The following is a 26278-nucleotide window of genomic DNA, read 5'->3' on the forward strand; positions in this document are numbered from 1 at the left end:
TGCGGGGCGCAGGTGCGGGGCGCAACGGATCGGTGTGCGCCGGGCGGGCGGGCCCGGTCGCCCGCCCGCGGCCGGTGTCAGCCCGCCGAGCCGTCGGGGGTGACGTCGCGCAGCAGGCAGGTGAGCCGGGCCGTGCAGACCCGCTTGCCCTCTTCGTCCGTGATGGCGATCTCGTAGGTCGCGGTGGAGCGGCCGCGGTGGACCGGGGTGGCCACCCCGGTGACCAGCCCGCTGCGGGCGCCGCGGTGATGGGTGCAGTTGAGGTCGACACCGACGGCGAGCTTCGACGGGCCGCCGTGCAGCATCGAACCGATCGAGCCGAGGGTCTCGGCGAGCACGGCGGACGCGCCGCCGTGCAGCAGTCCGTACGGCTGGGTGTTGCCCTCGACCGGCATGGTGCCGACGACGCGGTCGGCGGCCGCCTCGACGATCCGTACGTCCATCCGCTCGCCGAGATGTCCGGCGGAGAACAGTCCCGGGAGGTCGACGCCGAGCGCGGCGTACTCGTCGATGACCTCTTGAGGGAACTTCACGGTGGTCTGCTCGCCCATGGTGGTCCGGCTCCGATCGTCGTGGCTGCTGCGCTGGTACCGGCGGCGTGACTCCGGTGGGATCCGCCGCCCGGTGACCTAAGCAAACGCTCAGGCCGTGCCGGATTGTTCCAGACGGACCACCAGGGACTTGCTCACGGGGGTGTTGCTGACGTCGGCGGTCGCGTCCAGCGGGACCAGGACGTTCGTCTCCGGGTAGTACGCGGCGGCGCAGCCGCGGGCGGTCGGGTAGTGCACGACCCGGAAGCCCGGGGCGCGCCGCTCGACGCCGTCCTTCCACTCGCTGACCAGGTCGGTGTACGAGCCTTCGGCGAGGCCGAGCTCGCGGGCGTCGTCCGGGTTGACCAGGACGACACGGCGGCCGCCCTTGATGCCGCGGTAGCGGTCGTCCAGGCCGTAGATCGTGGTGTTGTACTGGTCGTGCGAGCGCATGGTCTGCAGCAGCAGCCGGCCCTCGGGGAGCTTCGGATACTCGACGGGGGCCGCCGTGAAGTTGGCCTTGCCGGTGGCCGTGGGGAAGCGGCGCTCGTCGCGCGGGGCGTGCGGGAGGGAGAAGCCGGCGGGGGCGGCGACGCGGGTGTTGAAGTCCTCGAAGCCCGGTACGACACGCGAGATCCGGTCCCGGATCGTCGCGTAGTCCTTCTCGAACTCCTCCCAGCCGATGGTGGATTCGGCGCCGAGGACCGCCCGTGCCATCCGGGTGACGATCGCCGGCTCGGAGAGCAGCCGAGGGCCCGCGGGCGTGAGGTTGCCCCGGGAGGCGTGGACCAGCCCCATGGAGTCCTCGACGGTCACGAACTGCTTCCCGCCCGCCTGGACGTCCTTGTCGGTGCGGCCCAGGGTGGGGAGGATCAGGGCACGGGTGCCGGTGACGGTGTGCGAGCGGTTCAGCTTGGTCGACACCTGCACGGTGAGGGAGGCACGGCGCATCGCCGCCTCGGTGACCTCGGTGTCGGGTGTCGCACCGACGAAGTTCCCGCCCATGGCGAAGAACACCTTGGCCCGGCCGTCGCGCAGCGCCTCGATGGCGCGGACGACGTCGAAGCCGTGGTGACGGGGGGAGGTGATCCCGAATTCCTTGTCCAGGGCGTCGAGGAACTCGGGTGCGGGCCGCTCGAAGATGCCCATCGTGCGGTCGCCCTGGACGTTGGAGTGACCGCGGACGGGGCAGACACCGGCGCCGGGGCGGCCGATGTTGCCGCGGAGCAGCAGCATGTTGACGACTTCGCGGATCGTCGGCACCGCGTGCTTGTGCTGGGTGAGGCCCATGGCCCAGCAGACGATGGTCCGCTTGGAGGCGAGGACCATCGCGAGGGCCTGCTCGATGTCCGTACGGGAGAGGCCGGTGGCGGTGAGCGTCGCGTCCCAGTCGGCGGCGCGCGCTGCGGCCGCGAACTCCTCGTACCCGTGGGTGTGTTCGCGGACGAACAGCTCGTCGGTCGCGCCCTCGGTCTCGATGATCAGTTTGTTCAGCAGGCGGAAGAGCGCCTGGTCGCCGCCGATCCGGATCTGCAGGAAGAGGTCGGTGAGGGCCGCGCCCTTGATCATGCCCTGGGGGGTCTGCGGGTTCTTGAAGCGCTCCAGGCCCGCCTCGGGCAGCGGATTCACCGAGATGATCTTCGCGCCCGCGGCCTTGGCCTTCTCCAGCGCGGAGAGCATCCGCGGATGGTTCGTGCCCGGGTTCTGCCCGGCGACGATGATCAGGTCAGCCTGGTGCATGTCGTCGAGGGAGACGCTGCCCTTGCCGATGCCGATGGTCTCCGAGAGCGCCGAGCCGGACGACTCGTGGCACATGTTGGAGCAGTCGGGCAGATTGTTGGTGCCGTAGGCGCGGGCGAAGAGCTGGAGCAGGAACGCGGCTTCGTTGCTGGTGCGCCCCGAGGTGTAGAAGAGCGCCTCGTCGGGGGAGTCCAGCGCGCGCAGCTCATCGGCGATGATCTCGAAGGCGCGCTCCCAGCTGACCGGCTCGTACCGGTCGCCGCCCTCGGGCAGCAGCATCGGCTCGGTGATCCGGCCCTGCTGGCCCAGCCAGTAACCGCTGCGCGTGGCGAGGTCGGCGACCGGGTGCGCGGCGAAGAACGCGGGCGTCACCCGGCGCAGCGTCGCCTCCTCGGCGACGGCCTTGGCGCCGTTCTCGCAGAATTCCGCGGTGTGCCGCTTCTCGCCCTCGGGCCAGGCGCAGCCCGGGCAGTCGAATCCGTCCTTCTGATTGACCTTGAGCAGGGTCCGCGCGGTCCGTACGACGCCCATCTGCTGCTGCGCGATCTGCAGGGTGTGGCCGATGGCGGGCAGGCCGGCGGCGGCGTGCTTCGGGGCCGCGACCTGCGGCGCGTCCTGGACCGGGTCACCTGCGGGCGGCTTGGCAGCCATGGCGCTCCCCTTCGAGCGGGCGGATCCTTCGTACGTGTCCGATCCTTTCATGGGCCACCGACAACGGTTCCCCTGAGGTGTACGGAGGTCTGGATTGTCGGTGCTCCGTGGCAGGATCGGACCCGTGGCAAAGACAGCATCGAAGCAGACCGCAGACACCCGCCCCCGCCTGCTCCTCATGGACGGGCACTCCCTGGCGTACCGTGCGTTCTTCGCGCTGCCCGCGGAGAACTTCACGACCGCGAGCGGTCAGACGACGAACGCCGTCTACGGCTTCGCGTCGATGCTGGCGAACACTTTGCGTGACGAGGAGCCCACCCACTTCGCGGTGGCCTTCGACGTCTCGCGCAAGACCTGGCGTGCGGACGAGTTCCCCGAGTACAAGGCGAACCGTTCGAAGACCCCCGACGAGTTCAAGGGCCAGGTCGAGCTGATCGGCGAGGTCCTGGACACGATGCGGGTGGACCGCTTCGCGATCGAGGGCTTCGAGGCCGACGACGTGATCGCCACGCTCGCCACCCAGGCCGAGGCGGCCGGCTTCGAGGTGCTGATCGTCACCGGCGACCGGGACTCGTTCCAGCTGATCACCGACCACATCACCGTGCTGTACCCGACCAAGGGCGTCTCCGAGCTGACCCGCTTCACACCGGAGAAGGTCGAGGAGAAGTACGGACTGACCCCGCAGCAGTACCCGGACTTCGCGGCGCTGCGCGGCGACCCGTCGGACAACCTTCCGGGCATCCCCGGCGTCGGGGAGAAGACGGCCGCGAAGTGGATCAACCAGTTCGGTTCGTTCGCCGAGCTGGTGGAGCGCGCCGACGAGGTCAAGGGCAAGGCCGGGCAGAATTTCCGCGACCACCTGGAGGCGGTGCGGCTCAACCGCCGCCTCACCGAGATGGTCCGTGACGTGGAGCTGCCGAAGGGCCCGGCGGACCTGGAGCGCGCGGCGTACGACCGGGAGGCGTTCGCGCACGTGCTGGATGTGCTGGAGATCCGGAACCCGAGCCTGCGCGAGCGGCTGCTCGCGGTCGACCCGGGTGCGGCGGACGAAGCCCAGCAGGCCCCGGCCGCCGGAGTGGAGCTGGACGGCTCGGTGCTGGCCTCAGGACAGCTGGCCCCCTGGCTGGCCGAGCACGGCGGACAGCCGCTGGGCATGGCCACCGTGGAGAGCTGGGCGCTGGGCACCGGCAGCGTCCGTGAGATCGCGCTGGCCGCGGCCGGCGGGCCCGCGGCCTGGTTCGACACCACACAGCTGGACGAGGCCGACGAGCAGGCGTTCGCCGCCTGGATCGCGGACCCGCAGCGCCCCAAGGTCATGCACAACGCGAAGAACGCCATGCGGGTCTTCCCCGAGCACGGGTGGCGCGTCGAAGGCGTGGCGATGGACACCGCGCTCGCCGCGTATCTGGTGAAGCCGGGCCGGCGCTCCTTCGCGCTGGAGCCGCTGGCCGTGGAGTATCTGGGCCGGGAGCTCGCCCCGGCCGCCTCGGCGGACGGCCAGCTCGCCTTCGGTACGGACGAGCAGGCCGAGGCCGAGTCCCTGATGACGCAGGCCCGCGCGGTGCTCGACCTCGGTGACGCGTTCGGCGAGCGGCTCGAAGAGGTCGGCGCCGCCGGTCTGCTGCACGACGTGGAGCTGCCGACGTCGATCCTGCTGGCCCGGATGGAGCGGCACGGCATCGCCGCCGACCGCGCCCATCTGGAGGGCATGGAGCAGCAGTTCGCCGGTGCGGTGCAGCAGGCCGTGAAGGAGGCGCACGCGGCGGTCGGGCACGAGTTCAACCTCGGCTCGCCCAAGCAGCTGCAGGAGGTCTTCTTCGCCGAGCTCGGTCTGCCCAAGACGAAGAAGACCAAGACCGGGTACACGACGGACGCGGACGCGCTGGCCTGGCTGGCCGCGCAGACCGAGCACGACCTCCCGGTGATCATGCTGCGCCACCGCGAGCAGGCCAAGCTCCGGGTGACCGTCGAGGGCCTGATCAAGATGGTGGCCGCGGACGGCCGTATCCACACCACCTTCAACCAGACGGTGGCGGCGACGGGCCGGCTGTCGTCGACCGACCCGAACCTGCAGAACATCCCGGTGCGTACGGACGAGGGCCGGGCCATCCGCCGCGGCTTCGTCGTCGGCGAGGGGTACGAAACGCTGATGACCGCCGACTACAGCCAGATCGAACTGCGGGTGATGGCGCATCTGTCGGAGGACGCCGGGCTGATCGAGGCGTTCACCTCCGGCGAGGACCTGCACACCACGGTCGCCTCCCAGGTGTTCGGGGTGGAGAAGTCCGCCGTCGACCCGGAGATGCGGCGCAAGATCAAGGCGATGTCGTACGGACTCGCCTACGGGCTCTCGGCGTTCGGCCTCTCCCAGCAGCTGAACATCGAGGCCGGCGAGGCGCGCGCGCTGATGGACACCTTCTTCGAGCGGTTCGGCGGGGTGCGGGACTATCTGCAGCGCGTCGTCGAGGAGGCGCGCGCCACCGGCTACACCGAGACCATGCTGGGCCGCCGCCGCTATCTGCCCGACCTCAACAGCGACAACCGCCAGCGCCGCGAGATGGCCGAGCGGATGGCGCTCAACGCCCCGATCCAGGGCACGGCCGCGGACATCGTCAAGGTCGCGATGCTGAAGGTCGACCGTGCGCTGGCCGAGGCCGGACTGTCCTCGCGGATGCTGCTCCAGGTACACGACGAAATCGTGCTGGAGATCGCACCCGGCGAGCGCAAGCAGGTGGAGGAGATCCTCCGCAGGGAGATGGCCGCCGCGGCCCAGCTGCGCGCACCGCTCGATGTGTCGGTGGGCGTCGGCGCGGACTGGGAGTCCGCCGCGCACTGACCCCTCCCGGCCCGGCAGACCGGCGGGGCGCGGCGTGTACGAGACGGAGCCCGTCCGGGCCCAGGAAGGACTCCGGACGGGCTCCGGCATGTCGCGCTGCGGCGGAAAGACGCCGGACGGATCTCAGCTGAAGAATCGGTGAAAACGGTCAGTGACCCGTGCCGTGGGGGCGGTAGTTGTCGTAATGTCACCGGAGTCCCGCGCTGGGGAGCGCGATCAGTCGAGGGGGAGGGACCACATCCATGGCACCGCATTTCAGCAGCCGGCTGCGCAAGGGAGCGACGGCGACCACGGTGGCCGCGCTGGCGGTGGCGGCGATGACCGCTTCGCAGGCGCCCGACGCCATGGGCAGCCAGGCCCCCGAGAGCAGCAGACAGGCCGCTGAGGCGAAGCCCCCCTCCGGCACCCCGGTCAGCGGTGACTCCCCGTACTTCACCGACCTTCCGCCGCTCAACACCCCCGCAGAACCGGCCACCCCCGTCACCACTCCGGCCGGGTCGGCCGCCGCCGGCATACCGGCGTCGGTGCTCGCCGCCTACCGCAAGGCGGAGCAGACCGTCGCGGGCACCGATCCCGGATGCCATCTGCCGTGGGAGCTGCTCGCGGCCATCGGCAAGGTCGAGTCGGGGCAGGCGCGCGGCGGGCGGGTGGACGCCGAGGGCACCACGCTCAGCCCGATCCTCGGCCCCGTACTCAACGGCGCGGGCTTCGCCGACATCGCCGACACCGACAACGGCCAGTACGACGGCGACGCGACGCACGACCGGGCGGTCGGCCCGATGCAGTTCATCCCGTCCACCTGGGCCACCTGGGGACAGGACGGGAACGGCGACGGCACGAAGGACCCCAACAACGTCTTCGACGCCGCGCTCGCCACCGGCCGTTACCTCTGCGCCGACGGCCGCGACGTCGCCGTGCAGCACGATCTCGACCAGGCGATCCTGGGCTACAACCACTCGCAGGAGTATCTGAGCACGGTCCTGTCCTGGCTCGGTTTCTACCGGAAGGGCGTCCACGACGTCCCGGACGGTACGGGCGTGCTGCCCACCGGTACCGGCCCCGACGGCCAGGGGCACGGGGGAGGCGACAGCGGCGCACCGACCCGTACCGGCGGCACTCCGTCCCGGCACGCCTCCGCCCCGTCACCGTTCCCGTCGTCCAAGCCCAGCCCCAAGCCGACGAAGACCGGCACCGGGACCATCTCCGTGCCGAGCCCGAGCCCCAGCAAGAGCGGCAAGCCCTCGCCGTCGCCGAGTCCTTCGGGCAGCCCGAGCGGTTCGCCGTCACCCTCACCGAGCGGCTCCGGCTGCCCGACCCCCTCGCCCTCGCCGTCGGACAGCGCGAGCCCGAGCCCCTCGCCTTCGCCCTCGGGCTCGGCCGGTCCCTCCGCGTCACCCACGCCGTCCCCGTCCGGCAGCGGGAGCGGTTCGCCCTCCCCGTCGCCGTCCCCGAGCAAGAGCGGCAGCCCGACTCCCTGCGCCACCGGCTGACCTGGACCCGGCTGACAGGCCGAGCCACCGAGCCGGGCCGAGCCCCTGCGCGAGCCGTCGGCCGAGTCACCGCGCCGAGCCACCGCGTGAGTCACTGAGCCCGGCCGTGCACCGAAACCGGTGTGCGGCCGGGCTCAGTCGTGCCCGCCGGGCCGCCCTCCCGGCAACAGGTCCGCGCAACGTGTTCTCATCTCGCCGCCGCGTTGCTACGGTGCCCCATCCCTGACGATGCATCAGATCCCGTAGGAGGCCGTGCATGCGCGCCCTCATCGCCGCCGCCATCGGGCTGGCCGTGGCCTTCGCCCTCGTCCTCACCATCTCGGCGGTCGGCTCACCCACCGGCAAGACCTCGCCCAAACCGCTGCTCACCACCGTCCCCGGCCCCAAGAGCCAGTAGGCCCCAAGACCCAGTAGGAGGACGGCCATGCGCCGTAAAGCCAGTCTGGTGCTGCTCGCCTTCGCGGTCTTCTGCGCCGCCATGTCCCCGCTGCTGCGCTGGTACGCCTTCCCCCGGCTGGCGAAGATCCCGGCCAACCAGTACCAGGAGGAAGTCCTGCAGGCGAAGCCCGCGACCCTCCTCGACTACAGCACCATGCAGGCCAAGAAGGTTCCCCAGGTCACCATCGTGCAGACGCTCCGGGGCAATGTGGCCGAATCCAACCGCATCGAGCAGAGCGCGGGACGCGACGTCGTCGTCTGGGACTCGCTGTCCTATGTCGCGGGGCCCGACGGCAAGATGGTGTCCGAGATCCCCGAGCGCTACATCTTCGACGCCCACACCCAGGCGCCGGTCCACGCGACCGGCGAGATGGTCGACGGCGACCCGGTCAGCCGGACGGGCATCGAGTTCAAGTGGCCCTTCCTCACCCAGAAGCGCGACTACGAGTACTTCGACGCCCAGACCCACACCTCGGCCCCGATCCACTACCGGGGCACGGTGAAGTTCCACGGCCTCGACGTCTACTACTTCGAGGAGACCATCCCCTGGACGAAGGTGTCGATGCCCAAGAAGATGCCGGTCAAGGGCATCACCCCGGAGTCCGTCGCCAAGACCGGCACCACCCGCTGGTACTCGACCAAGCGGATGTTCTGGGTCGACCCGGTCACCGGCGCCCCGGTCAACGGCGAGGAGATCCACAAGGAGGAACTGCGCGGCGGCACCCTGCTGGGCGGCCGGGCCAAGGTCACGGCGTTCGCGGGGGACGTGAAGATGCGCCCCGACTACGTCAACTACACCGTCAACCTGGTGAAGTCGAACCGGCTGCTCGTGCTGCTCCTCACCTCGTATCTGCCCTGGGGCTTCCTGGGCCTGGGCATCTGCCTGCTCGCCCTCGCGCTCTGGCTCGAGGCGCGCAGCCGACGCCCCGGGGACCCCGACCGGCCGGACGCCCGGCTGCCCGACCCCGAACCGGTCATCGTCTGAATCCGTCGGATCTGCCTACCCCCGGTTCTGGCGCGCCTTCGTGTACCGCGTCGGCGCCGCGTCCGACGGGTCCTCGGGCCACGGATGCCGGGGGTAGCGGCCACGCAGTTCCGCGCGCACCGACCGGTACCCCTCCCGCCAGAACGACGCCAGATCGGCCGTCACCGCGGCGGGCCGGCCCGCCGGCGAGAGCAGATGCACCAGGACCGGCACCCCCGCCACGGTCGGCGTCCGCGCCAGGCCGAACATCTCCTGGAGCTTCACCGCGAGCACCGGCTGCGCGCCGCCGTAGTCCAGCCGGATCCGGGACCCGCTCGGCACCTCGTACCGCTCGGGCGCCAGCTCGTCCAGCCGTGCCGCCTCTCCGGTCGCCCAGGGCAGCAGCCTGCCGAGCATCTGCCCGGCCTCGATCCGCGCCAGATCGCCCCGCCGCCTGGCCCGGGACAGCTCGGGCTCCAGCCATTCGTCGGGCCGCGCCAGCAGCGCCGCGTCCGACACATCGGGCCAGCCGCCGCCCACCTCCCGGTGCAGAAAGGCGAGCCGCTGCCGCAGCTCCCGTGCGTGCGGGGTCCAGCGCAGCAGCCCCAGCCCCTCGCGCCGCAGCCCGTCGATGAGTGCCTCCCGTACGAGAGCGGCCGGCGGGTTCTTCAGCGGCCGTACCGTCAGCTCGACGGCGCCCAGCCGCTCCACCCGCCTGGCCAGCACCTCACCGTCCGCCCAGCGGACCTCGTCGGCGGTGCCGAGCAGATGTCCGGCCGCCAGCCGGGCGGTGTCCTCGTCGATGACGGCCGCCAGCCGTACCCGCGCCGAAGCGGCGGTCGCCGGACGGTCGGCCACCGCGACCGCGATCCACGGCGCGGAGCGCAACCGTGACCCGGCCGCCGTCTCCGCCCCGGTGCCCGACACCATCAGGAACGCGCCCTCGCCCCTGGCCCGCGCCACCCGCTCGGGGAAGGCGAGGGCGGCCACCAGCCCCGCCACCACGTCGTCGCTGTCCTGCCCGTAGCTGTCCCGCCCACCGCTGTCCTGCCCACCGCCACCGGAGCCGCCCCGCGCACGTTCCCGGCCACCCGCGCCGCCCTGCGTACCCGGCCCTCCGCCGGAGCCGCCCCGCGCATGCCTCTCGCCGTCGAAGCCGCCCCGGGCGCCCCGTTCACTGCCGGAGCCGCCCCGCGCGCCGTCCACGCCCGAGGCCAGCCTGCGGACTTCCTTGCGCCAGCGGCCCGCATAGCCGTCGCCGCCCGCGCGGGCGGCGCGCCACGCGGCGGTGAGATCGTCCCCGTACTCCCTGGGCGGCTCCTCGCTGAGCAGCGCCACCACCTCCGCCGCCCGGCGTGCGCCGACCTCCCGCGCACCGTCGAGGAGCGCCCGCGCGAGCCGCGGGTGCAGCCCGAGCCGTGCCATCCGTACGCCACGACCGGTGGCCCGGCCCTCCGGGTCCACCGCTCCGATCGCGGCCAGCACCTCGCGCGCCGCGCCCATCGCCCCGGCGGGCGGCGGGTCGAGCAGGGCGAGGCCACCGGCCGACGGATCACCCCAGCAGGCCGCCTGCAGGGCGAACGCCGCCAGATCGGCGACCTTGATCTCGGGGGAGGGGAAGCGGGTGAGGCGGGTGTCATCGGCCTCCGTCCAGCAGCGGTAGACGGTGCCCGGCGCCTCACGGCCCGCACGCCCCGCACGCTGCCGGGACGCGGCCTGCGAGACCCGTACGGTCGTGAGCGCGCTCAGCCCGCGCGCGTGGTCGGTGCGCGGCTCGCGCGCAAGCCCGGCGTCCACCACCACCCGTACCCCCGGCACGGTCAGGGACGACTCGGCCACCGACGTCGCGAGCACCACCCGGCGCCCGGCCGAGCCCGCGAGCACCGCGTCCTGCACGGCGGCCGGCGCACGCCCGTGCACCTGGAGGACCTCCACGTCCAGACCGGCCAACTGCCCCGCCACCCTGGTGATTTCACCGACCCCCGGCAGGAAACAGAGCACATCGCCGGTCCGCTCGGCCAGCGCACGCCGCACGACCGACGCGACATGCGTGAGCAGGGCGGGATCCACCCGCATCCCATGTGGCGGGCGCACCGGCTGGACGGGCGGCGCCCACACCGTCTCCACCGGGTGCGAGACACCGTGCGCCGCCACCACAGGGGCGTCCCCGAGCAGCCGCGCCCACCCCTCGGCGTCGGTGGTCGCCGACGCGGCCACCAGGCGCAGATCGGGGCGGAGCGCGGCCCGCACATCCAGGAGGAAGGCGGCGACGGTGTCCGCGTCGAGGTGACGTTCATGGCACTCGTCGAGCATGACCACATCCACCCCGGCCAGCTCCTGGTCGCGCTGGAGCCGCTGGAGCAGCACCCCGGTGGTGACGACCTCCACGACCGTGTCCGGCCCCACGACCCGCTCGCCGCGCACCGTGAACCCGACCCGGCCGCCGGCCTGCTCACCGAGCAGCCACGCCATCCGCCGGGCGGCGGCCCGCGCGGCGATCCGGCGCGGCTCGGCGACGATCACCTTCCGCACCGGTCCGCTCCCGGCCTCCCGCACCGGTCCGCTCCCGTCCGCGCCCGCGACCAGTCCCGCAAGCACCAGCGGCACCAGCGTGGTCTTGCCGGTGCCGGGCGGCGCGCAGAGGACGGCGGCGCCGTGCGTGTCGAGCGCCCGCTCCAGGGCGGGCACGGCGGTACGGACGGGAAGCACGTCGAGCGCGCCGGTACGGATCACCGGGTCAGTCTCGTACGTCGTCCCGTACGCAGACGAAAATCCCCGAGCCGGGAATCAGCCCGCCGCGCAGCGGGGACCAGCCGCCCCACTCCGACGTGTTCCACGCGGGCCACTGCGGTTCCACCAGATCGGCCAGCCGGAACCCGCCCGCCAGGACGTCCCGCACCCGGTCACCCAGGGTGCGGTGGTGCTCCACGTACACCGCGTTGCCCTGTTCGTCCTGCTCGACGTAGGGGGTGCGGTCGAAGTAGGAGGAGGTGACGGTGAGGCCCTCGGGCCCCGGCTCGTCGGGGAAGGCCCAGCGGATCGGGTGCGTGACGGAGAAGACCCAGCGCCCGCCGGGCCGCAGCACCCGGTGCACCTCGCGGAACACCTTCACCGGGTCGGCGACGAAGGGCACGGCGCCGTACGCGGAACAGGCCAGGTCGAAGGAGCCGTCGCGGAACGGCAGGACCGAGGCGTCGGCCGCCACCAGCGGAACCGAGGCCACGCCGGGCCGGTTCTCGCCGATCCGCAGCGCGTGCTGGAGCTGGCGGTGGGAGACGTCAAGCGCCACCGGGCGTGCGCCCTGTGCGGCCAGCCAGCGCGAGCACTGGGCGGCCCCGGCGCCGATCTCCAGGACGTCGAGCCCCTTCAGCTCATCGGCCGGGCCCAGCAGCTCGGCCTCCACCTCGTCCAGGCCCTCGGGCCCCCAGACGAAGCGGTCGTCGCCCAGGAAGGAGCCGTGCTCGGTCTGGTACTCGTCGGCGTTGCGGTCCCACCAGCCACGGTTGGCCCGGCTGCTCTCGGTGTCCCCGGCGTCACGGCGCGTCGCCTCGGGCTCGTACTCGTACTCTTCGCTCATCGTGCCAGTCTGTATCGTCGGTACCGGTGACACCGCCGGTACCCGGCAGCGGAAAACGGCGCCGGGACGGTGCCGGGGGCGATGTGGCCTCGTACAACAGAAGTTGTGCCGGGATTGGTGCGATCCGCCCCGGGTGTGCGCCTTCGCGCATTGACCGTGTCCGGCCGTCCCCGTATGCTACAAGTTGCGCTGCGAGCCTGCGCTCCTCAGACCTAGCAGGCTGCGCTTGCATCTGTTGCATGTCCCCTCGGTTATCGAGGCGCCACCGATGTGTTCGGCAACGAGCACGGAATACCGGATCGGCGCTTCCTGGGCTGTCCGGCGTCTGCAGAGGCGATACGGGCTCCCGGCGTAGCAGTACCTACGACTTCAATGTCCGTACCGGAGCCCTTTCCCACATGACGAGCAGCACCGAGACCACCGCCACCACGCCGCAGGTTGCGGTCAACGACATCGGCGACGCGGACGCGTTCCTCGCGGCGATCGACGAGACGATCAAGTACTTCAACGATGGCGACATCGTTGACGGCGTCATCGTCAAGGTTGACCGGGACGAGGTTCTCCTCGACATCGGTTACAAGACCGAAGGCGTCATCCCGAGCCGCGAGCTCTCGATCAAGCACGACGTCGACCCCAATGAGGTCGTCAAGGTCGGCGACGAGATCGAGGCCCTGGTTCTCCAGAAGGAGGACAAGGAAGGCCGCCTGATCCTCTCGAAGAAGCGCGCTCAGTACGAGCGTGCCTGGGGCACCATCGAGAAGATCAAGGAAGAAGACGGGATCGTCACCGGCACCGTCATCGAGGTCGTCAAGGGTGGTCTCATCCTCGACATCGGCCTCCGTGGCTTCCTGCCGGCCTCCCTCGTCGAGATGCGTCGTGTCCGCGACCTCCAGCCCTACGTGGGCAAGGAGCTCGAGGCCAAGATCATCGAGCTGGACAAGAACCGCAACAACGTGGTCCTGTCCCGCCGTGCCTGGCTCGAGCAGACCCAGTCCGAGGTGCGCCAGACGTTCCTCACGACCCTGCAGAAGGGTCAGGTCCGCTCCGGCGTCGTGTCCTCGATCGTCAACTTCGGTGCCTTCGTGGACCTGGGCGGCGTCGACGGTCTCGTGCACGTCTCCGAGCTGTCCTGGAAGCACATCGACCACCCCTCCGAGGTTGTCGAGGTCGGCCAGGAGGTCACCGTCGAGGTTCTCGACGTGGACATGGACCGCGAGCGTGTTTCGCTGTCGCTCAAGGCGACGCAGGAAGACCCGTGGCAGCAGTTCGCCCGTACGCACCAGATCGGTCAGGTCGTCCCGGGCAAGGTCACGAAGCTCGTTCCGTTCGGTGCGTTCGTGCGCGTCGACGAGGGCATCGAGGGCCTGGTCCACATCTCCGAGCTGGCCGAGCGCCACGTGGAGATCCCGGAGCAGGTCGTCCAGGTCAACGACGAGATCTTCGTCAAGGTCATCGACATCGACCTTGAGCGCCGCCGCATCAGCCTCTCGCTGAAGCAGGCCAACGAGGCCTTCGGTGCCGACCCGGCCTCGGTCGAGTTCGACCCGACGCTGTACGGCATGGCCGCGTCGTACGACGACCAGGGGAACTACATCTACCCCGAGGGCTTCGACCCCGAGACGAACGACTGGCTCGAGGGCTTCGACACCCAGCGCGAGGCTTGGGAAGGCCAGTACGCCGAGGCGCAGGCGCGCTTCGAGCAGCACCAGGCCCAGGTCATCAAGTCCCGCGAGGCCGACGAGGCCGCTGCTGCCGAGGGTGCTGCCGCTCCGGCCGCTGCCAGCGGTGGCAACGCCGGTGCCGGTGCTTCGGGCGGTTCGTACTCCTCGGAGTCGGACGACAACTCCGGCGCCCTGGCGTCGGACGAGGCCCTGGCCGCCCTGCGCGAGAAGCTGGCCGGTGGCCAGAGCTGACGCTCAGGTCCCAGCTGGTGAATAGCTGACGTGAGGCCCGCTCCCTCCGGGGGGCGGGCCTCACTCATGTCCGGACCCAGGTCCTCACGTGTGGCCGTCGGGATCTGCCGCGGTCCGGTGGTCACCTGTCCCCGGTCCGGTGGTCACCTGTCCCCGGTCCGGTGGTCACCTGTGAAGACGTGGCTGCGGGGAATGCGCGAGCCGTGTGGGACGTTCTCCCCGGTGAACACGAGGAGGAGCGGTAATCGTGCTTGATCCGCAAGATTTGTACGCATGGGAGCCGAAGGGCCTGGCAGTCGTCGATGTGGCGCTCGCGCAGGAGTCGGCCGGACTTGTCATGCTCTATCACTTCGACGGGTACATCGACGCGGGCGAGACCGGCGACCAGATCGTCGAGGGTCTGCTGGACACACTGCCCCACCAGCCGGTCGCCCGGTTCGACCACGACCGGCTCGTGGACTACCGCGCACGCCGCCCCCTGCTGACCTTCAAGCGCGACCGGTGGACGGACTACGAGACGCCGACACTCGACGTGCGGCTGGTGCAGGACGCCACGGGCGCACCCTTCCTGCTGCTCTCGGGCCCCGAGCCGGATGTCGAGTGGGAGCGGTTCGCGGCCGCGGTCGAGCAGATCGTCGACCGGCTCGGCGTGCGTATCTCGGTGAACTTCCACGGGATCCCGATGGGCGTCCCGCACACCCGCCCGGTGGGGATCACCCCGCACGGCAACCGCACGGACCTGATGCCCGGACACAAGTCGCCGTTCGACGAGGCGCAGGTGCCCGGCAGTGCCGAGTCGCTGGTGGAGCTGCGGCTCGCGCAGTCCGGGCACGATGTGCTCGGGGTCGCCGCCCATGTGCCGCACTATGTCGCACGCTCCTCGTACCCGGACGCGGCGCTGACGGCGCTCGAAGCCGTCACCGCGGCGACCGGGCTGGTACTGCCGAGCGTCGCGCACGCCCTGCGTACCGAGGCGCAGCGCACCCAGGACGAGATCGAGCGTCAGATCGGTGAGGGCGACGAGGAACTGACCGCTCTGGTCCAGGGACTTGAGCACCAGTACGACGCGCTGGCCGGATCGGAGACCCGCGGCAATCTGGTCGCCGAGGCGGTCGACCTGCCGTCGGCGGACGAGATCGGCCGCGAGTTCGAACGCTTCCTCGCGGAGCGGGAGGGCGACGTCTGACGCCCGGCAGTCCCGCCCCGGCGGACAGGGCTTAGGCTCCTGGCCATGCTGAAAGTGGGATTGACCGGTGGAATCGGCGCCGGCAAGAGCGAAGTGTCCCGGCTGCTTGTCAGTTACGGAGCGGTCCTGATCGATGCCGACCGGATCGCCCGTGAGGTGGTCGAGCCGGGAACTCCGGGGCTCGCAGCGGTGGTCGAGGCGTTCGGCGAGTCGGTCCTGGCGCCGGACGGCAGCCTGGACCGGCCCGCGCTCGGCTCCATCGTCTTCGCCGACCCGGACCGGCTGGCGACACTCAACTCGATCGTCCACCCCCTCGTCGGAGCCCGCTCCGCCGAGCTGGAGGGGCAGGCGCAGCCGGAATCGGTCGTCATCCACGACGTACCACTGCTGACCGAGAACGGCCTCGCCCCGCTCTACGACCTGGTGGTCGTGGTGGACGCGTCGCCGGAGACACAGCTGGACCGGCTGGTACGGCTGCGCGGAATGCAGGAGTCCGAGGCCCGCGCCCGGATGGCCGCCCAGGCCACCAGGGAACAGCGCCGCGAGATCGCGGACCTCGTGATCGACAACGACGGCCCGCTGGACGCACTGGAGCCGCAGGTGCGCTCGGTCTGGGAGCAGCTGACGGAGCGGGCGGGTAGCTGACCACCCGCGCGGCGGGTGTGCACGGCGGCCTCAGCGACTTCCGACTTCACTTCGACTTCGACTTCCGGGATTACGGAGAAAGGCCGGCAACGATGTCCCACAGCAACCCCGAGACCCACGTCATCGACTACCGCGCGGCCGAGCAGCTGCTCGACGCCCGTGACCCCCGGGGCGCCGTGAAGCTGCTGGACGAGGTGATCGCGGCACACCCGGAGAACACCGCCGCGCGGCTGCTGCGGGCACGGGCGTTCTTCGCCGCCGCGCAACTCCGCCCGGCCGAGCTGGAGTTCCAGCTGGTCCTGGAGCGGGAACCGGACAATGCCTTCGCGCACTTCGCCCTGGCCCGTACCTTCGAGCGGGCAGGCCGCCCCGAACAGGCCAGGCGGCACTTCAGGTTGGCGGCGGCGCTCGACCCGCAGCCCGAGTATCTGCGGGCCGCGCGGTTCGACTCCGAGGGCTGAACCGGGAGTTCCGGACGGTCCGGGAACGACCGCCGGGGCACGTTCGTTCTGTACGGCATGAACATCCGGATGCGTGAGGGGTACGCCGGCACGGGGCCAGGAGCGAGGACGCCCGACGGGTGCTCCGTCGAGCTGTACAAAAGGCTGCCGGTCGGCGACGAACCGGACATCGTCGCTGCGGCGGTCCCGGCGGGAGCGAGCATTCTCGAACTGGGCAGCGGCGCGGGCCGGGTCACCCGCCCGCTGGCCGAGCGGGGCTTCACGGTCACCGCGGTGGACGAGTCGCCCGGCATGCTGGAGCAGATCACGGGCGTCGACGGCGTCCGTACGGTCTGCAGTCCCATCGAGGAGCTGGACACCGGCGAGACCTATGACGTGGTGATGCTGGCGTCCTTCCTGGTGCACGCGGGCGACCCACGGATACGTCAGGGGCTGCTGCGCACCTGCCGCCGGCATGTGAAGGACGACGGATGCGTGCTGGTGCAGCGCGAGGGACTCGACTGGCACGCCGACGTACCGAGGGAGCGGCGCAACAGCGCGGGCGGCCTCGTCCGGATCAAGTCCGCGACCCCGGTCGGGGACGGCGTGGACGCGATGCTCTGCGAGTACGTCTACCCCGAAGCGACCTGGACGCAGACTTTCCTGTCGCGCCCGCTGAGCCACGAGGAGTTCGCACGGCACCTCGGTGAGGCGGGGCTCGTCGTGGACAGCACGCTGACGGACGACGGCACATGGGTGCGGGCACTGCCCGCCCGGTGAGCCCCGCCGGATGTCCTGGCGGCCATGGGTGAACGAGCTTCCCGGCGGGGCGCCGCTGACGGTGGAAACGTTGTCCGTCGAAACGCTCTCAGTGGACCAGGCTGTAGCTGCGCCAGGCCACGAGCGGTGGGGTCACCTTGTTCGACAGAGTGGTCGCGTTGTACATCGACGGCTTCCCCGTGCACTTGGCTCCCGGGTACAGCCACATGTCGACCAGTGTGTTGTTGGCGATGGCTGCCGCACCCCCGCGTGGCAGCGGGTGGCAGCCCTTCACGGACGGATTCGAGACGGTGACGACCTTCGAATCCGGCGTGGTGTACGAGATCGTGCCGACCGCCGTGCGGCTGAGACCGGAGCACCCGGCTACGGCGAACGGCAGGAGCACTGCGCCGGCGATGAAGCCGAGGCGCCGGTGACGCCGGTGATCGGACATGCGCGGTCCCGTCTGTACGGAGAGTCACTGGTGGGAGCAACCCTGCCCGCTTCCGGGCCGCGCGGCATCCGGTGCTGGGCCGCGCGGGGTACGGCGCCCGGTCCGCGACGGCGGCCGCAGCGATCTCCACCGGCCGGGCCCCGGACCCCGGATACCGCGGGTCGGCCCGGTCGCCCCGGACACTCGGACCCCCGAAGCACAGAGTGGAGACGTGAACCAGATGGAACCGGTGTGCATGACGCGTCAGGGCGCCGTTCGCGGCCGGATGGACGACGCGGGGGTGGCGTCCTTCCTCGGAATCCCTTACGCGGCGCCGCCGTTCGGTGCGCGCCGGTTCCGTGCGCCGGCGCCGCCCGCACCGTGGCAGGGGGTCAGGGAAGCGCATGTGCACGGTCCGACCGCGCCCAGAGCGCCGTACGCGCCCCCATTCGACGCCCTCATCCCCGAGGACCTCGGCCAGGACGGCGAGAACTGCCTCAACCTCAGTGTCCGGACGCCCGAACCGGGCCCCAACGGCGGACTGCCGGTCATGGTGTGGCTGCACGGAGGGGCGTTCTCGAACGGCTCGGGGTCGGCGTCCGCGTACGACGGCAGCGCGTTCGCCCGTGACGGCGTGGTCTGTGTGACGGTCAACTACCGGCTGGGCACGGACGGCTTCCTGAGCCTGGAGGGCGCACCCGACAACCGCGGACTGCTCGACCAGATCGCGGCCCTGGAGTGGGTGCGCGAGAACATCGCCTCCTTCGGCGGCGCCCCCGACCGGATCACGGTCTTCGGGGAGTCCGCAGGCGCGATGAGCATCGGGGTGCTGCTCGGGATGGAACAGACCCGCGGGCTCTTCCGGCGGGCCATTCTGCAGAGTGGGGGCGCACATCACTTTCTGCGCCCCCACTCCGCCCGGCTGGTCGCCGCGCAGCTCGCGGAGCGGCTCGGCGTCGCTCCGACCGCCGATGAATTCGCCGCGCTGCCGCTCGCGACGCTGCTCGCCGCGCAGACGGAACTGCGCGCCGAGATCGGGCGCCGTCCCGATCCGCGGCTGTGGGGGGACGCCGCGCTCAACGCGATGCCCTTCGAACCGGTCGCTTCCGGCCTCGCCCTGCCCGGCCCGGACTGCGGAGTCGAGCTGCTCGTCGGCAGCAACCGGGAGGAGAACCGCCTCTTCATGGTCCCGACCGGACGGCTGGACGCGATCACGGACGAGCGGCTGCGACTGGCCGCGACGGCGTACGGCCTCGATCCCGACCTGGCACTCGACGTCTACCGGACCGGCCGCCCGCAGGCCGGTCCGGGTGAGCTGTTCGACGCGCTGGTGACCGACTGGTTCTACCGGATTCCCGCGCTCCGGCTGGCCGAGGCCGTGCCCGGATCGCATGTGTACGAATTCGCCTGGCGCTCCCCGCAGTTCGGCGGCAGGCTCGGCGCCTGCCACGCCTCCGAGCTGGGCTTCGTCTTCGACAATCTGCGTGACCCCACGTATCTCCCGATGCTGGGGAGCCGACCGCCACAGGCCCTGGCGGACACCATGCACGGCGCGTGGGTGTCCTTCGCGGAGACCGGGGACCCGGGGTGGCCGGCGTACGGGCCCGACCACCGCACCACGATGATCTTCGCCGACGAGTCCGGCCCGGTCGACGACCCGCGCCCCGCGGAGCGGACCCTGTGGGAAGGGGTGCGCTGAGGGGCGGCGGGCCGCTGGAGGGCTGGGCGGTTGAGGGGCGGGCTGCTGAGGGGCGGGCCGAGCCCCGTCCCAGCTGCCGGGCCCCGCTGTCAGACCCCCCGCCTACACTCGCAGAGAGCTGGAAACCAGGGCGGAAGGGCAGGTGAGCGCGGTGCGGCAGACAGCGGAGACGCAAGGGGCGAGCGGGGCCGGACCCGCGGCGCTCACCCGGCAGGCCGTGGTCTTCCTGCCCGCTGCCCTGCCTCGCGACGGCCGGTTCGCCTTCTGGGATCCGGAGGGCGAGGCCGCCGGTCCCGACGAGCTCGTGGTCGTCAGGCGACACGGCGCGGCGGCCCGCCGCAGTACCGTGCCCGCCGTTCTGCTGCCCCTCACCGAGGCGCTGCCGCTGCTGGTCGCCGCCCGGCACTCCCCGGTGGCCCACCCCGCCGCCCGCTGCTGGAGCGCGGCGACACTGCACGCGCTGCACCTGGCGGCGCGCGGGCGGTTCCTGCCCGGACTGACCGCGGACGACCACGACGCCTGGCGGGCCGGACCGCTCGACGCGGAGGACGTCGCACATCTGCGGTCGGTGGCAGCGGCCATGCCGCCCGAGGCACACGCCGTCCCGCTGCCCGGCCGCACACCCCTGGAGCTTCCCGAGCCCGAGGGGCTGCTCCGCGCGTTCTACGACGCCGTCGCCGACACCCTGCCGCGCACCCCGGCCGCTCCGGACGCGGCCGGGGCCGCCTATGCCGCCCGTGCACCGCAGCGGCTGCCGGGGCTCCGTGAGTGGGCGGCCGAGGTGGCGGCCGGGGCGGACGCGGGCGTAGAGGTCTCGCTCCGGCTCGACCTCTCCAACTACGAGCTGTTCGACCGCGCCGACGACGTGGCCACCCCGCCGGACGACATCCCGGATGATACGGGCGCCGACGGGACAGGCGCCGACGGGATGGGCGGCGACGACATGGCCGCCGATGGCACGGGCGCTGACGGGATGGTCCTCGACGGCCCCGGCCCCGGCCCCGGCCCCGGCCCCGGCCCCGGCCCCGGTGACCCGGCCACCGGTTCCAGGCCCGCGGGCAGCACACCCGTCGCTGACACCGGAGCAGCCGGTCACGGGCATGTGGCGGCGCGGGAGCGGCGGGCCGCCGCGGCCGTCGTCCAGGTGCACAGCCTCGCCGATCCGACACTGGTGGCCGACGCCGGACGCCTCTGGGCGGGCGACGGCGACGAGCACTTCGGGCCGCGGGTCCGGATCGACGCCGTGCTGGCTCTGCGCCGCGCCGCGCGCGTCTGGCCTCCGCTGGCCGGACTCCTGGAGCGGCCCGTGCCCGACGTACTGCCGCTGTCCGAGGACGAGTTGTACGAGCTGCTCGGCCCGGCAGCTCCCCGGCTCGCCGCGGCGGGCGTGGCCGTGCACTGGCCGCGGGAGCTGGTCCGGTCGCTGTCCGCGGCCGCGGTCGTCAGACCCGCGCCGGGATCGGCCACCGACGGCACCCCGTTCTTCGACGCGGAACAGCTCTTCTCGTTCAGCTGGCAGCTTGCCATCGGCGACGACCGGCTGACCGAGGCGGAGATGGACGTCCTGGCCGAGGCCCACCGCCCGATCGTGCGCCTGCGGGACCAGTGGGTCGTCGTCGACCCGGCCCTCGTACGGAAGGCACGCAAGCGGGAGCTGGGGCTCCTCGCACCGGTCGACGCCCTGTCGGTGGCCCTGACCGGCAGCGCCGACGTGGACGGCGAGACGGTCGAAGCGGTCCCGGTCGGCGCGCTCGCCGCCCTGCGCTCCAGGCTCACGTCCGACACCGCGCCGCTGCCGCAGCCCCCGGGGCTGGACGCCACCCTCAGGGACTACCAGCTGCGCGGTCTCGGCTGGCTCGATCTGATGACCTCGCTGGGACTCGGCGGCTGCCTCGCCGACGACATGGGACTCGGCAAGACCATCACGCTCATCGCCCTCCATCTGCACCGCGCCCGCCGCGAGCCCACGCTGGTGGTCTGCCCCGCCTCACTGCTCGGCAACTGGCAGCGCGAGATCACCCGCTTCGCCCCCGGCGTGCCCGTCCGCCGCTTCCACGGCACCGACCGCTCCCTGACCGGTACCGACGGCGGCTTCGTCCTCACCACGTACGGGACGATGCGCACCAACGCCGCCCAACTGGCCGGGCACCCCTGGGGGATGGTCGTCGCCGATGAAGCACAGCACATCAAGAATCCCCACGCGGCGACGGCGAAGGCCCTGCGCACCATCCCCGCCCCGGCGCGCGTCGCACTCACCGGCACACCCGTGGAGAACAACCTCTCCGAGCTGTGGGCCCTCCTCGACTGGACGACCCCCGGACTCCTCGGGCCGCTGAAGACGTTCCGCGCCCGCCACGCGAGGATCGTCGAGAACGGCGAGGAGGACGGCGCGGTCGAGCGGCTGGCCCGGCTCGTCAGACCGTTCCTCCTGCGCCGCAGGAAGTCCGATCCCGGTATCGCCCCCGAGCTGCCGCCCAAGACGGAGACCGATCACCCCGTCCCGCTCACCAGGGAACAGGCGTCGCTCTACCAGGCGGTCGTCCGCGAGTCGATGGCGGTCATCGAAGCCGGTGAGGGCCTCGGCAGGCGCGCCCAGATCATGAAGCTGCTCACCGCCCTCAAGCAGATCTGCAACCACCCGGCGCAGTATCTGAAAGAAGGCCCCTCCCGCCTCGCCGGACGCTCGGGGAAGCTCGCCCTCCTCGACGAACTCCTCGACACCATCCTCGCCGAGGGCGGCTCGGGCGGCGCCGTCCTGGTCTTCACCCAGTACGTGGCGATGGCCCGGCTGCTCTCCGAACACCTCACCGCGCGCGGCATCCCCTCCCAGCTCCTGCACGGCGGGACGCCGGTGGCCAGGCGCGAGGAGATGGTGGACCGCTTCCAGGCCGGTGAGTGCCCCGTCTTCCTGCTCTCCCTCAAGGCGGCCGGCACCGGGCTGAACCTCACCAGAGCCGGCCATGTCATCCACTACGACCGCTGGTGGAACCCGGCCGTCGAGGAACAGGCGACGGACCGCGCGTACCGCATCGGCCAGACCCAGCCCGTACAGGTCCACCGGCTGATCACCGAAGGCACCGTGGAGGACCGGATCGCCGAGATGCTGACAGCCAAGCGGGCACTGGCCGACGCGGTGCTCGGCTCCGGTGAGAGCGCCCTCACCGAGCTGGGCGACGCGGAACTGGCCGACCTGGTGTCCCTGCGGAGGTCCGCATGAGTAGCTGGTGGGGGAACGCCTGGGTGGCAGCCCTGGAAGCGCTGTCGCTCGACGCCGGACGCCTCGAACGGGGCAGGAGCTACGCGGACGGCGGCCATGTGGCCGCTGTGAACGTGGCACCGGGACGCATCCTCGCCTATGTGCACGGGAGCCGTCCGCGCCCCTACCGGGCCGAACTGCGGCTGCGTACGCTCTCCGCCGCCGACTGGGACCACTTCCTGGCAGCGGCCGCCGCCCAGCCGGGCCATATCGCCGCGCTGCTCGACAAGGACATGCCCCACTCGCTGGTCGACGCCGCCGCCGAGGCCGGTGTCGCCCTGCTCCCGGCGCCGGGCGACCTCGTTCCGTCCTGCACCTGCCCGGACACCGGCCGCCCCTGCAAGCACGCCGCCGCCCTCTGCTACGAGACGGCCCGGCTCCTCGACGCCGACCCGTTCGTCCTGCTCCTGATGCGCGGCAGGGGCGAGCGGGAACTCCTCGACGAGCTGGCCCGGCGCAACGCGGCCCACTCCGCACGGGAGCAGCCCGCCGCACCACCCGCCGCCGGAGTCCCCGCACGGGAGGCACTCGCCCCGCACTTCCTGCCGCCACTGCCACCGCCGCTGGGCGCCGGGCCGTACCCCGGCCGTCCGCCCGCCTACCCCGAGGCCCCCGGAGCGCCCGACCCGTCGGCCCTCGACGACCTGGCCACCGACGCCGCCGCGCGCGCCCACACGCTGCTCACCACCGGCACCGATCCGGTCAGCGGCCTCACCCCCTGGCAGGACGCGGTCCGGCTGGCGGCGGCCCGCCCCACCGCCGGGCTGACCGCCACCACCCGTGCCCTCTACCGCGGTCTCGCTTCGGCCACCGGGCGCACGCCCACCGATCTGGCGCGCGCGGTCGCCGCCTGGCGGCAGGGCGGCGCCGAAGGGCTGGCCGTACTCGAAACGCCGTGGGACCCGCCGGCCGGCCCCTTCGACCGGGCCAGGCCCGCCCTGGCCGTCGCCGGACTGCCGCGCTTCCAGCCCTCGCGCAACAGACTGACCGTGCCGGGCGGCGCCCTCCAGCTCCGCTTCGGCCGGGACAACCGCTGGTACCCGTACGAATCGGACCCGGGCCGGGACGACTGGTGGCCGCGCGACGCCCCGCACCCCGACCCGGTGGAGGCGCTCCGGCGCTAGGGTCTGTCGTCAAAGTGCCGTCGTTGCCCGGAGGGCGGCACTTTGACGACAGACCCTAACCTTCAGAAGCGGTGGACGAACAGGGTCACGGACCGACAAGGGGGCACGATGGACGCGGAGTTGACGGCGCTGGTGACGGCGGGGGCGACCACGCTCGTACAGCAGATGGCGACCGACGCGTGGTCGCGCACACGGGACCGGGTGGCCGCCTTCCTGGCCCGTCGCGGCAGTGCGGATCCCACGGCGGTCGCGGCCGAACTGGACGCGGCCCGCGCCGAACTGGCGACGGCCCGGCAGGACGGCGACGAGGAGACCGCCGCCGATGTGCAGGGCGAGTGGCGGTTGCGGATGCGCCGCGCCCTGCTGGCCGACCCCGGGGCGGCGGCGGAACTGCGCACACTGCTGGACGAGTTGGCGCCACCGGAGACCGCCCCGCAGATCGGCAGTGTCAGCAACAGCTTCAGCGGGGTCGCCCACCACAGCACGGTGATCCAGGCCGGGAACATCGGGAACGTCGGAAACACCGGGGGCATGGGATCTGACAGACAGCGCTGACGGACACCACACCCCCGGCCCCCGACAGCCCGTCCCCCCCCCGGAGGCCGCCACCCGGCCGACAGCCCAGCCGACCCCGACAGCCCCGCCCGGTCCGGTCCGGGTCCTCAGCGCAGTTCGAGGACCTGGACCCCGTACGGCTCCAGCGTCACCTCGGGCGACTCCGCCCCCGTGCCGAGGCCGAAGAACCTGCCGCCGCCCGGCCGCACGGTCAGCGTCTCCGGCGACTGGCTGACCAGCCACACGAACCGCCGTCCGTCCTCGTGGACCAGCACATCGGCGCTGACGTACGGAGTGTCCACCGTCACCGGGCGGTCCACCCCCGCGACCTCCGCCAGAGCCTCGTACAACCGGTGCGTCTGCTCCGGGTTGACGCGCGCCGTACGGGCGGCCATGTGCTCCAGCGGGTAGGTGGCGAGCACGGTCCGCCCCGCCCCCGTCTGGTTCACCAGGAGCGCCGGCCGGCCGTGCGCGTCGGTCGCCACCACGCGTGCGTCCACCGGCACCACGGGCAGATAGGCGACGCTGTCCTCGTTCCCCGCGACCGGGAAGCGCAGCGTCTCACCGGCCTTCAACGGGCCGAAGTCCTCCGTGAACGTCAGGTCGACGACGCTGTCCTCGACCGGCTCGGCGACCCCGTACGACAGCTGGTGCTCCACCCCGAAGAGCCCGTCCAGATCGTGGAACCACGGCCCCCGGGTCGCCGGGTGCTCGCCCGAGCAGAACGACAGATAGACGGTCGCCCCCGCGCGCGCCCGCCGTTCCAGGTCCCGCCGGGTCCGGGTCGTCAACTGGCGGGTCGAAGGCAGCAGATACAGCTGTACGTCGTCGGCGAGCCCGTCCGCCTCCCGTACGAAACCGACCGGCAGATCGGCGCCGTGCGCCGCGACATACCCCTGATGGAGCGAGGAGAAGATCAGCGGGCGGTCCGCCGGCCTGCTGTATGGGTAGCCGCGCTCCAGGAACGCCGGGACGACCAGCGCCGCACCGGCGTCCGTGCGCCGGCAGTGCGCGAAGTCGACCTGCCCGAGCACGGTGGCGAAAGCGGCGAGTTCCCGCAGCGGCTCCTTCGGGCGCCCCTCGCTGTCCGTGATGCCGAAGTGCATCTCGAACGGGTGGTGGTCGTAGGGCGACTGGTCCCACAGGTCGTCGTAGTCGGTGTTGTTCCAGGCCATCCAGCCCGTCGCCCCGCCCAGCAGCGAATTGTGCAGCGTCTGCCGGTAGTACACCCCCGCGTTCCGCGCCGACACGGTGTCCGTGGAGAGACCGAACTCCTCCAGGATCACCGGCTGTCCGGTCACCGAAGCCAGCTCGCACTCGAAGGCCGCCCGGTAGTGCTGGCGGACCGTGTCGGTGTCGGAGCGGTAGACGTGCGGCCCGACGAAATCGACGTACTCTGCGGTCTCGCGCAGCGAGAAACCGTTGTCGCGCCCGGTGACCTCCTGCCCCCAGGCGCCGTCGCCGAGCGAGACGGGCTGGGTCCCGCCCGCCGCCCGCACCGCGTTGCACATCGACTGCGCCCATGCCGTCACCACGTCCGACGTCGGCGGGTCGACCTGGTAGATCCGCCCGTACCCCGGCATCTCATTGGTGATCAGCCACCCGGTGACCGCGGCGTGGTCCTTGAAGCGCCGGGTCATCTCGCTCGCGAACCACGCCTGCCGGCCGACCATCCACACGTCCTCGTACAGATCGCGCCCCGCACGCCAGACCGGGTCCCAGTTCTCACCTGACATATGGCCGACGATGAAGGTGGGGACCGTACCCATCCCGTACTCGCCATGCGCGTCCAGGAAGTCCCGGAAGCGGTCGCACAGGTCCTCGTCGATCCGGTGCGGCTCCGGGTGGAAGTCCGGCCAGTAGAAGAACGAACGGGTCATGGTCAGTCCGTGCTCGCGCAGCACGGCGAGCTCCTCGCGCACCACCCCCGGGTCGTAGTTCCGCCACATCAGGGGGCCGCCGGTGCGGGACCAGAAGTTGGCGCCGAGCCAGGGCAGAACGGCCGGGTCGTGGGCGAGCTGGGCGCTGTGGCGCTGCATGTG

Annotated in this window: 19 protein-coding genes; 13 read left to right on the forward strand and 6 right to left on the reverse strand. The window is 72.0% G+C overall.

Translation table 11 applies throughout. The features are described from left to right. Nucleotides 1-77: 77 nt before the first annotated feature. Both OG510_RS29185 and OG510_RS29190 read right to left on the reverse strand, forming a co-directional pair. Nucleotides 78-551: a PaaI family thioesterase gene (locus tag OG510_RS29185; RefSeq protein ID WP_406140725.1), complete on the reverse strand. Its 474-nt coding sequence runs from the start codon at nt 549-551 to the stop codon at nt 78-80. A 90-nt stretch (nt 552-641) separates the two neighbouring features. Next, nucleotides 642-2921, reverse strand: a complete 2280-nt coding sequence (locus OG510_RS29190; protein WP_406140726.1) for an FdhF/YdeP family oxidoreductase — start codon at nt 2919-2921, stop codon at nt 642-644. Between the two features lie 124 nt (nt 2922-3045). Here OG510_RS29190 and polA point away from each other — a divergent pair, with 124 nt between their 5' ends. The 4 genes from polA (at nt 3046) to OG510_RS29210 (ending at nt 8670) form a co-directional block, all read left to right on the forward strand. Beyond that, a complete protein-coding gene (polA, locus tag OG510_RS29195) occupies nt 3046-5757 on the forward strand; it encodes a DNA polymerase I (protein WP_406140728.1) in 2712 nt (903 codons plus the stop codon). 242 nt (nt 5758-5999) lie between these two features. Beyond that, entirely contained in the window at nt 6000-7247 is a 1248-nt protein-coding gene (locus OG510_RS29200; protein ID WP_406140729.1) for a lytic transglycosylase domain-containing protein, read from the forward strand. Between the two features lie 256 nt (nt 7248-7503). Further along, nucleotides 7504-7644 (forward strand): SPW_0924 family protein, encoded by a 141-nt coding sequence (locus tag OG510_RS29205; protein ID WP_406140731.1) that lies wholly within the window; start codon nt 7504-7506, stop codon nt 7642-7644. 27 nt (nt 7645-7671) lie between these two features. Then, complete coding sequence (locus OG510_RS29210; protein ID WP_406140732.1) at nt 7672-8670, forward strand: DUF3068 domain-containing protein; 999 nt, start codon at nt 7672-7674, stop codon at nt 8668-8670. Between the two features lie 15 nt (nt 8671-8685). On the opposite strand, the gene OG510_RS29215 is transcribed toward OG510_RS29210, so the two are convergent. Together OG510_RS29215 and OG510_RS29220 are read right to left on the reverse strand one after the other, a co-directional pair. Beyond that, nucleotides 8686-11382: an ATP-dependent RNA helicase gene (locus tag OG510_RS29215; protein ID WP_406140733.1), complete on the reverse strand. Its 2697-nt coding sequence runs from the start codon at nt 11380-11382 to the stop codon at nt 8686-8688. A 4-nt stretch (nt 11383-11386) separates the two neighbouring features. Beyond that, complete coding sequence (locus tag OG510_RS29220; protein WP_406140734.1) at nt 11387-12226, reverse strand: class I SAM-dependent methyltransferase; 840 nt, start codon at nt 12224-12226, stop codon at nt 11387-11389. Nucleotides 12227-12624: 398 nt separating this feature from the next. On the opposite strand from OG510_RS29220, the gene rpsA reads away from it, so the two are divergent. The 5 genes from rpsA to OG510_RS29245 all read left to right on the forward strand — a co-directional run bounded on the left by rpsA (nt 12625) and on the right by OG510_RS29245 (nt 17190). Beyond that, on the forward strand, nt 12625-14139 hold the full coding sequence (rpsA, locus tag OG510_RS29225; RefSeq protein ID WP_406140735.1) for a 30S ribosomal protein S1: 1515 nt from the start codon (nt 12625-12627) through the stop codon (nt 14137-14139). A gap of 247 nt (nt 14140-14386) precedes the next feature. Further along, nucleotides 14387-15325, forward strand: coding sequence for a PAC2 family protein (locus OG510_RS29230; RefSeq protein WP_406140737.1), 939 nt, complete (start codon nt 14387-14389; stop codon nt 15323-15325). 45 nt (nt 15326-15370) lie between these two features. After that, nucleotides 15371-15970 carry a dephospho-CoA kinase gene (gene coaE / locus OG510_RS29235; protein WP_406140738.1) on the forward strand — a complete coding sequence of 200 codons (600 nt, stop codon included), beginning with the start codon at nt 15371-15373 and terminating at the stop codon, nt 15968-15970. A gap of 92 nt (nt 15971-16062) precedes the next feature. Next, nucleotides 16063-16431, forward strand: coding sequence for a tetratricopeptide repeat protein (locus OG510_RS29240; RefSeq protein ID WP_406140739.1), 369 nt, complete (start codon nt 16063-16065; stop codon nt 16429-16431). A gap of 57 nt (nt 16432-16488) precedes the next feature. Further along, nucleotides 16489-17190 carry a class I SAM-dependent methyltransferase gene (locus OG510_RS29245; protein ID WP_406140741.1) on the forward strand — a complete coding sequence of 234 codons (702 nt, stop codon included), beginning with the start codon at nt 16489-16491 and terminating at the stop codon, nt 17188-17190. 88 nt (nt 17191-17278) lie between these two features. On the opposite strand, the gene OG510_RS29250 is transcribed toward OG510_RS29245, so the two are convergent. Beyond that, nucleotides 17279-17623 carry a hypothetical protein gene (locus OG510_RS29250; protein ID WP_164267222.1) on the reverse strand — a complete coding sequence of 115 codons (345 nt, stop codon included), beginning with the start codon at nt 17621-17623 and terminating at the stop codon, nt 17279-17281. Nucleotides 17624-17843: 220 nt separating this feature from the next. On the opposite strand from OG510_RS29250, the gene OG510_RS29255 reads away from it, so the two are divergent. From OG510_RS29255 to OG510_RS29270, 4 genes are all read left to right on the forward strand, one after another. Then, on the forward strand, nt 17844-19301 hold the full coding sequence (locus tag OG510_RS29255) for a carboxylesterase/lipase family protein (protein ID WP_406142613.1): 1458 nt from the start codon (nt 17844-17846) through the stop codon (nt 19299-19301). Between the two features lie 142 nt (nt 19302-19443). Then, nucleotides 19444-22518 (forward strand): DEAD/DEAH box helicase, encoded by a 3075-nt coding sequence (locus tag OG510_RS29260; protein WP_406140743.1) that lies wholly within the window; start codon nt 19444-19446, stop codon nt 22516-22518. Continuing rightward, nucleotides 22515-23681, forward strand: coding sequence for an SWIM zinc finger family protein (locus tag OG510_RS29265; protein WP_406140744.1), 1167 nt, complete (start codon nt 22515-22517; stop codon nt 23679-23681). The genes OG510_RS29260 and OG510_RS29265 overlap by 4 nt, the downstream gene beginning before the upstream one ends. A 108-nt stretch (nt 23682-23789) precedes the next feature. Continuing rightward, nucleotides 23790-24236 carry a hypothetical protein gene (locus tag OG510_RS29270; protein ID WP_406140745.1) on the forward strand — a complete coding sequence of 149 codons (447 nt, stop codon included), beginning with the start codon at nt 23790-23792 and terminating at the stop codon, nt 24234-24236. A 107-nt stretch (nt 24237-24343) separates the two neighbouring features. On the opposite strand, the gene OG510_RS29275 is transcribed toward OG510_RS29270, so the two are convergent. Then, complete coding sequence (locus OG510_RS29275; protein WP_406140746.1) at nt 24344-26275, reverse strand: cellulase family glycosylhydrolase; 1932 nt, start codon at nt 26273-26275, stop codon at nt 24344-24346. Nucleotides 26276-26278: the final 3 nt, after the last annotated feature.

Source organism: Streptomyces sp. NBC_01089 (assembly GCF_045162975.1).
Taxonomy (GTDB): domain Bacteria; phylum Actinomycetota; class Actinomycetes; order Streptomycetales; family Streptomycetaceae; genus Streptomyces.

Excerpts from the sequence above, each read along its gene's own strand:
- OG510_RS29185 (WP_406140725.1), bottom strand. The coding sequence starts at position 551 with ATGGGCGAGCAGACCACCGTGAAGTTCCCTCAAGAGGTCATCGACGAG.
- OG510_RS29190 (WP_406140726.1), bottom strand. The coding sequence starts at position 2,921 with ATGGCTGCCAAGCCGCCCGCAGGTGACCCGGTCCAGGACGCGCCGCAG.
- OG510_RS29200 (WP_406140729.1), top strand. The coding sequence starts at position 6,000 with ATGGCACCGCATTTCAGCAGCCGGCTGCGCAAGGGAGCGACGGCGACC.
- OG510_RS29205 (WP_406140731.1), top strand. The coding sequence starts at position 7,504 with ATGCGCGCCCTCATCGCCGCCGCCATCGGGCTGGCCGTGGCCTTCGCC.
- OG510_RS29210 (WP_406140732.1), top strand. The coding sequence starts at position 7,672 with ATGCGCCGTAAAGCCAGTCTGGTGCTGCTCGCCTTCGCGGTCTTCTGC.
- OG510_RS29220 (WP_406140734.1), bottom strand. The coding sequence starts at position 12,226 with ATGAGCGAAGAGTACGAGTACGAGCCCGAGGCGACGCGCCGTGACGCC.
- rpsA (WP_406140735.1), top strand. The coding sequence starts at position 12,625 with ATGACGAGCAGCACCGAGACCACCGCCACCACGCCGCAGGTTGCGGTC.
- coaE (WP_406140738.1), top strand. The coding sequence starts at position 15,371 with ATGCTGAAAGTGGGATTGACCGGTGGAATCGGCGCCGGCAAGAGCGAA.
- OG510_RS29240 (WP_406140739.1), top strand. The coding sequence starts at position 16,063 with ATGTCCCACAGCAACCCCGAGACCCACGTCATCGACTACCGCGCGGCC.
- OG510_RS29245 (WP_406140741.1), top strand. The coding sequence starts at position 16,489 with ATGAACATCCGGATGCGTGAGGGGTACGCCGGCACGGGGCCAGGAGCG.
- OG510_RS29250 (WP_164267222.1), bottom strand. The coding sequence starts at position 17,623 with ATGTCCGATCACCGGCGTCACCGGCGCCTCGGCTTCATCGCCGGCGCA.
- OG510_RS29255 (WP_406142613.1), top strand. The coding sequence starts at position 17,844 with ATGGAACCGGTGTGCATGACGCGTCAGGGCGCCGTTCGCGGCCGGATG.
- OG510_RS29265 (WP_406140744.1), top strand. The coding sequence starts at position 22,515 with ATGAGTAGCTGGTGGGGGAACGCCTGGGTGGCAGCCCTGGAAGCGCTG.
- OG510_RS29270 (WP_406140745.1), top strand. The coding sequence starts at position 23,790 with ATGGACGCGGAGTTGACGGCGCTGGTGACGGCGGGGGCGACCACGCTC.
- OG510_RS29275 (WP_406140746.1), bottom strand. The coding sequence starts at position 26,275 with ATGCAGCGCCACAGCGCCCAGCTCGCCCACGACCCGGCCGTTCTGCCC.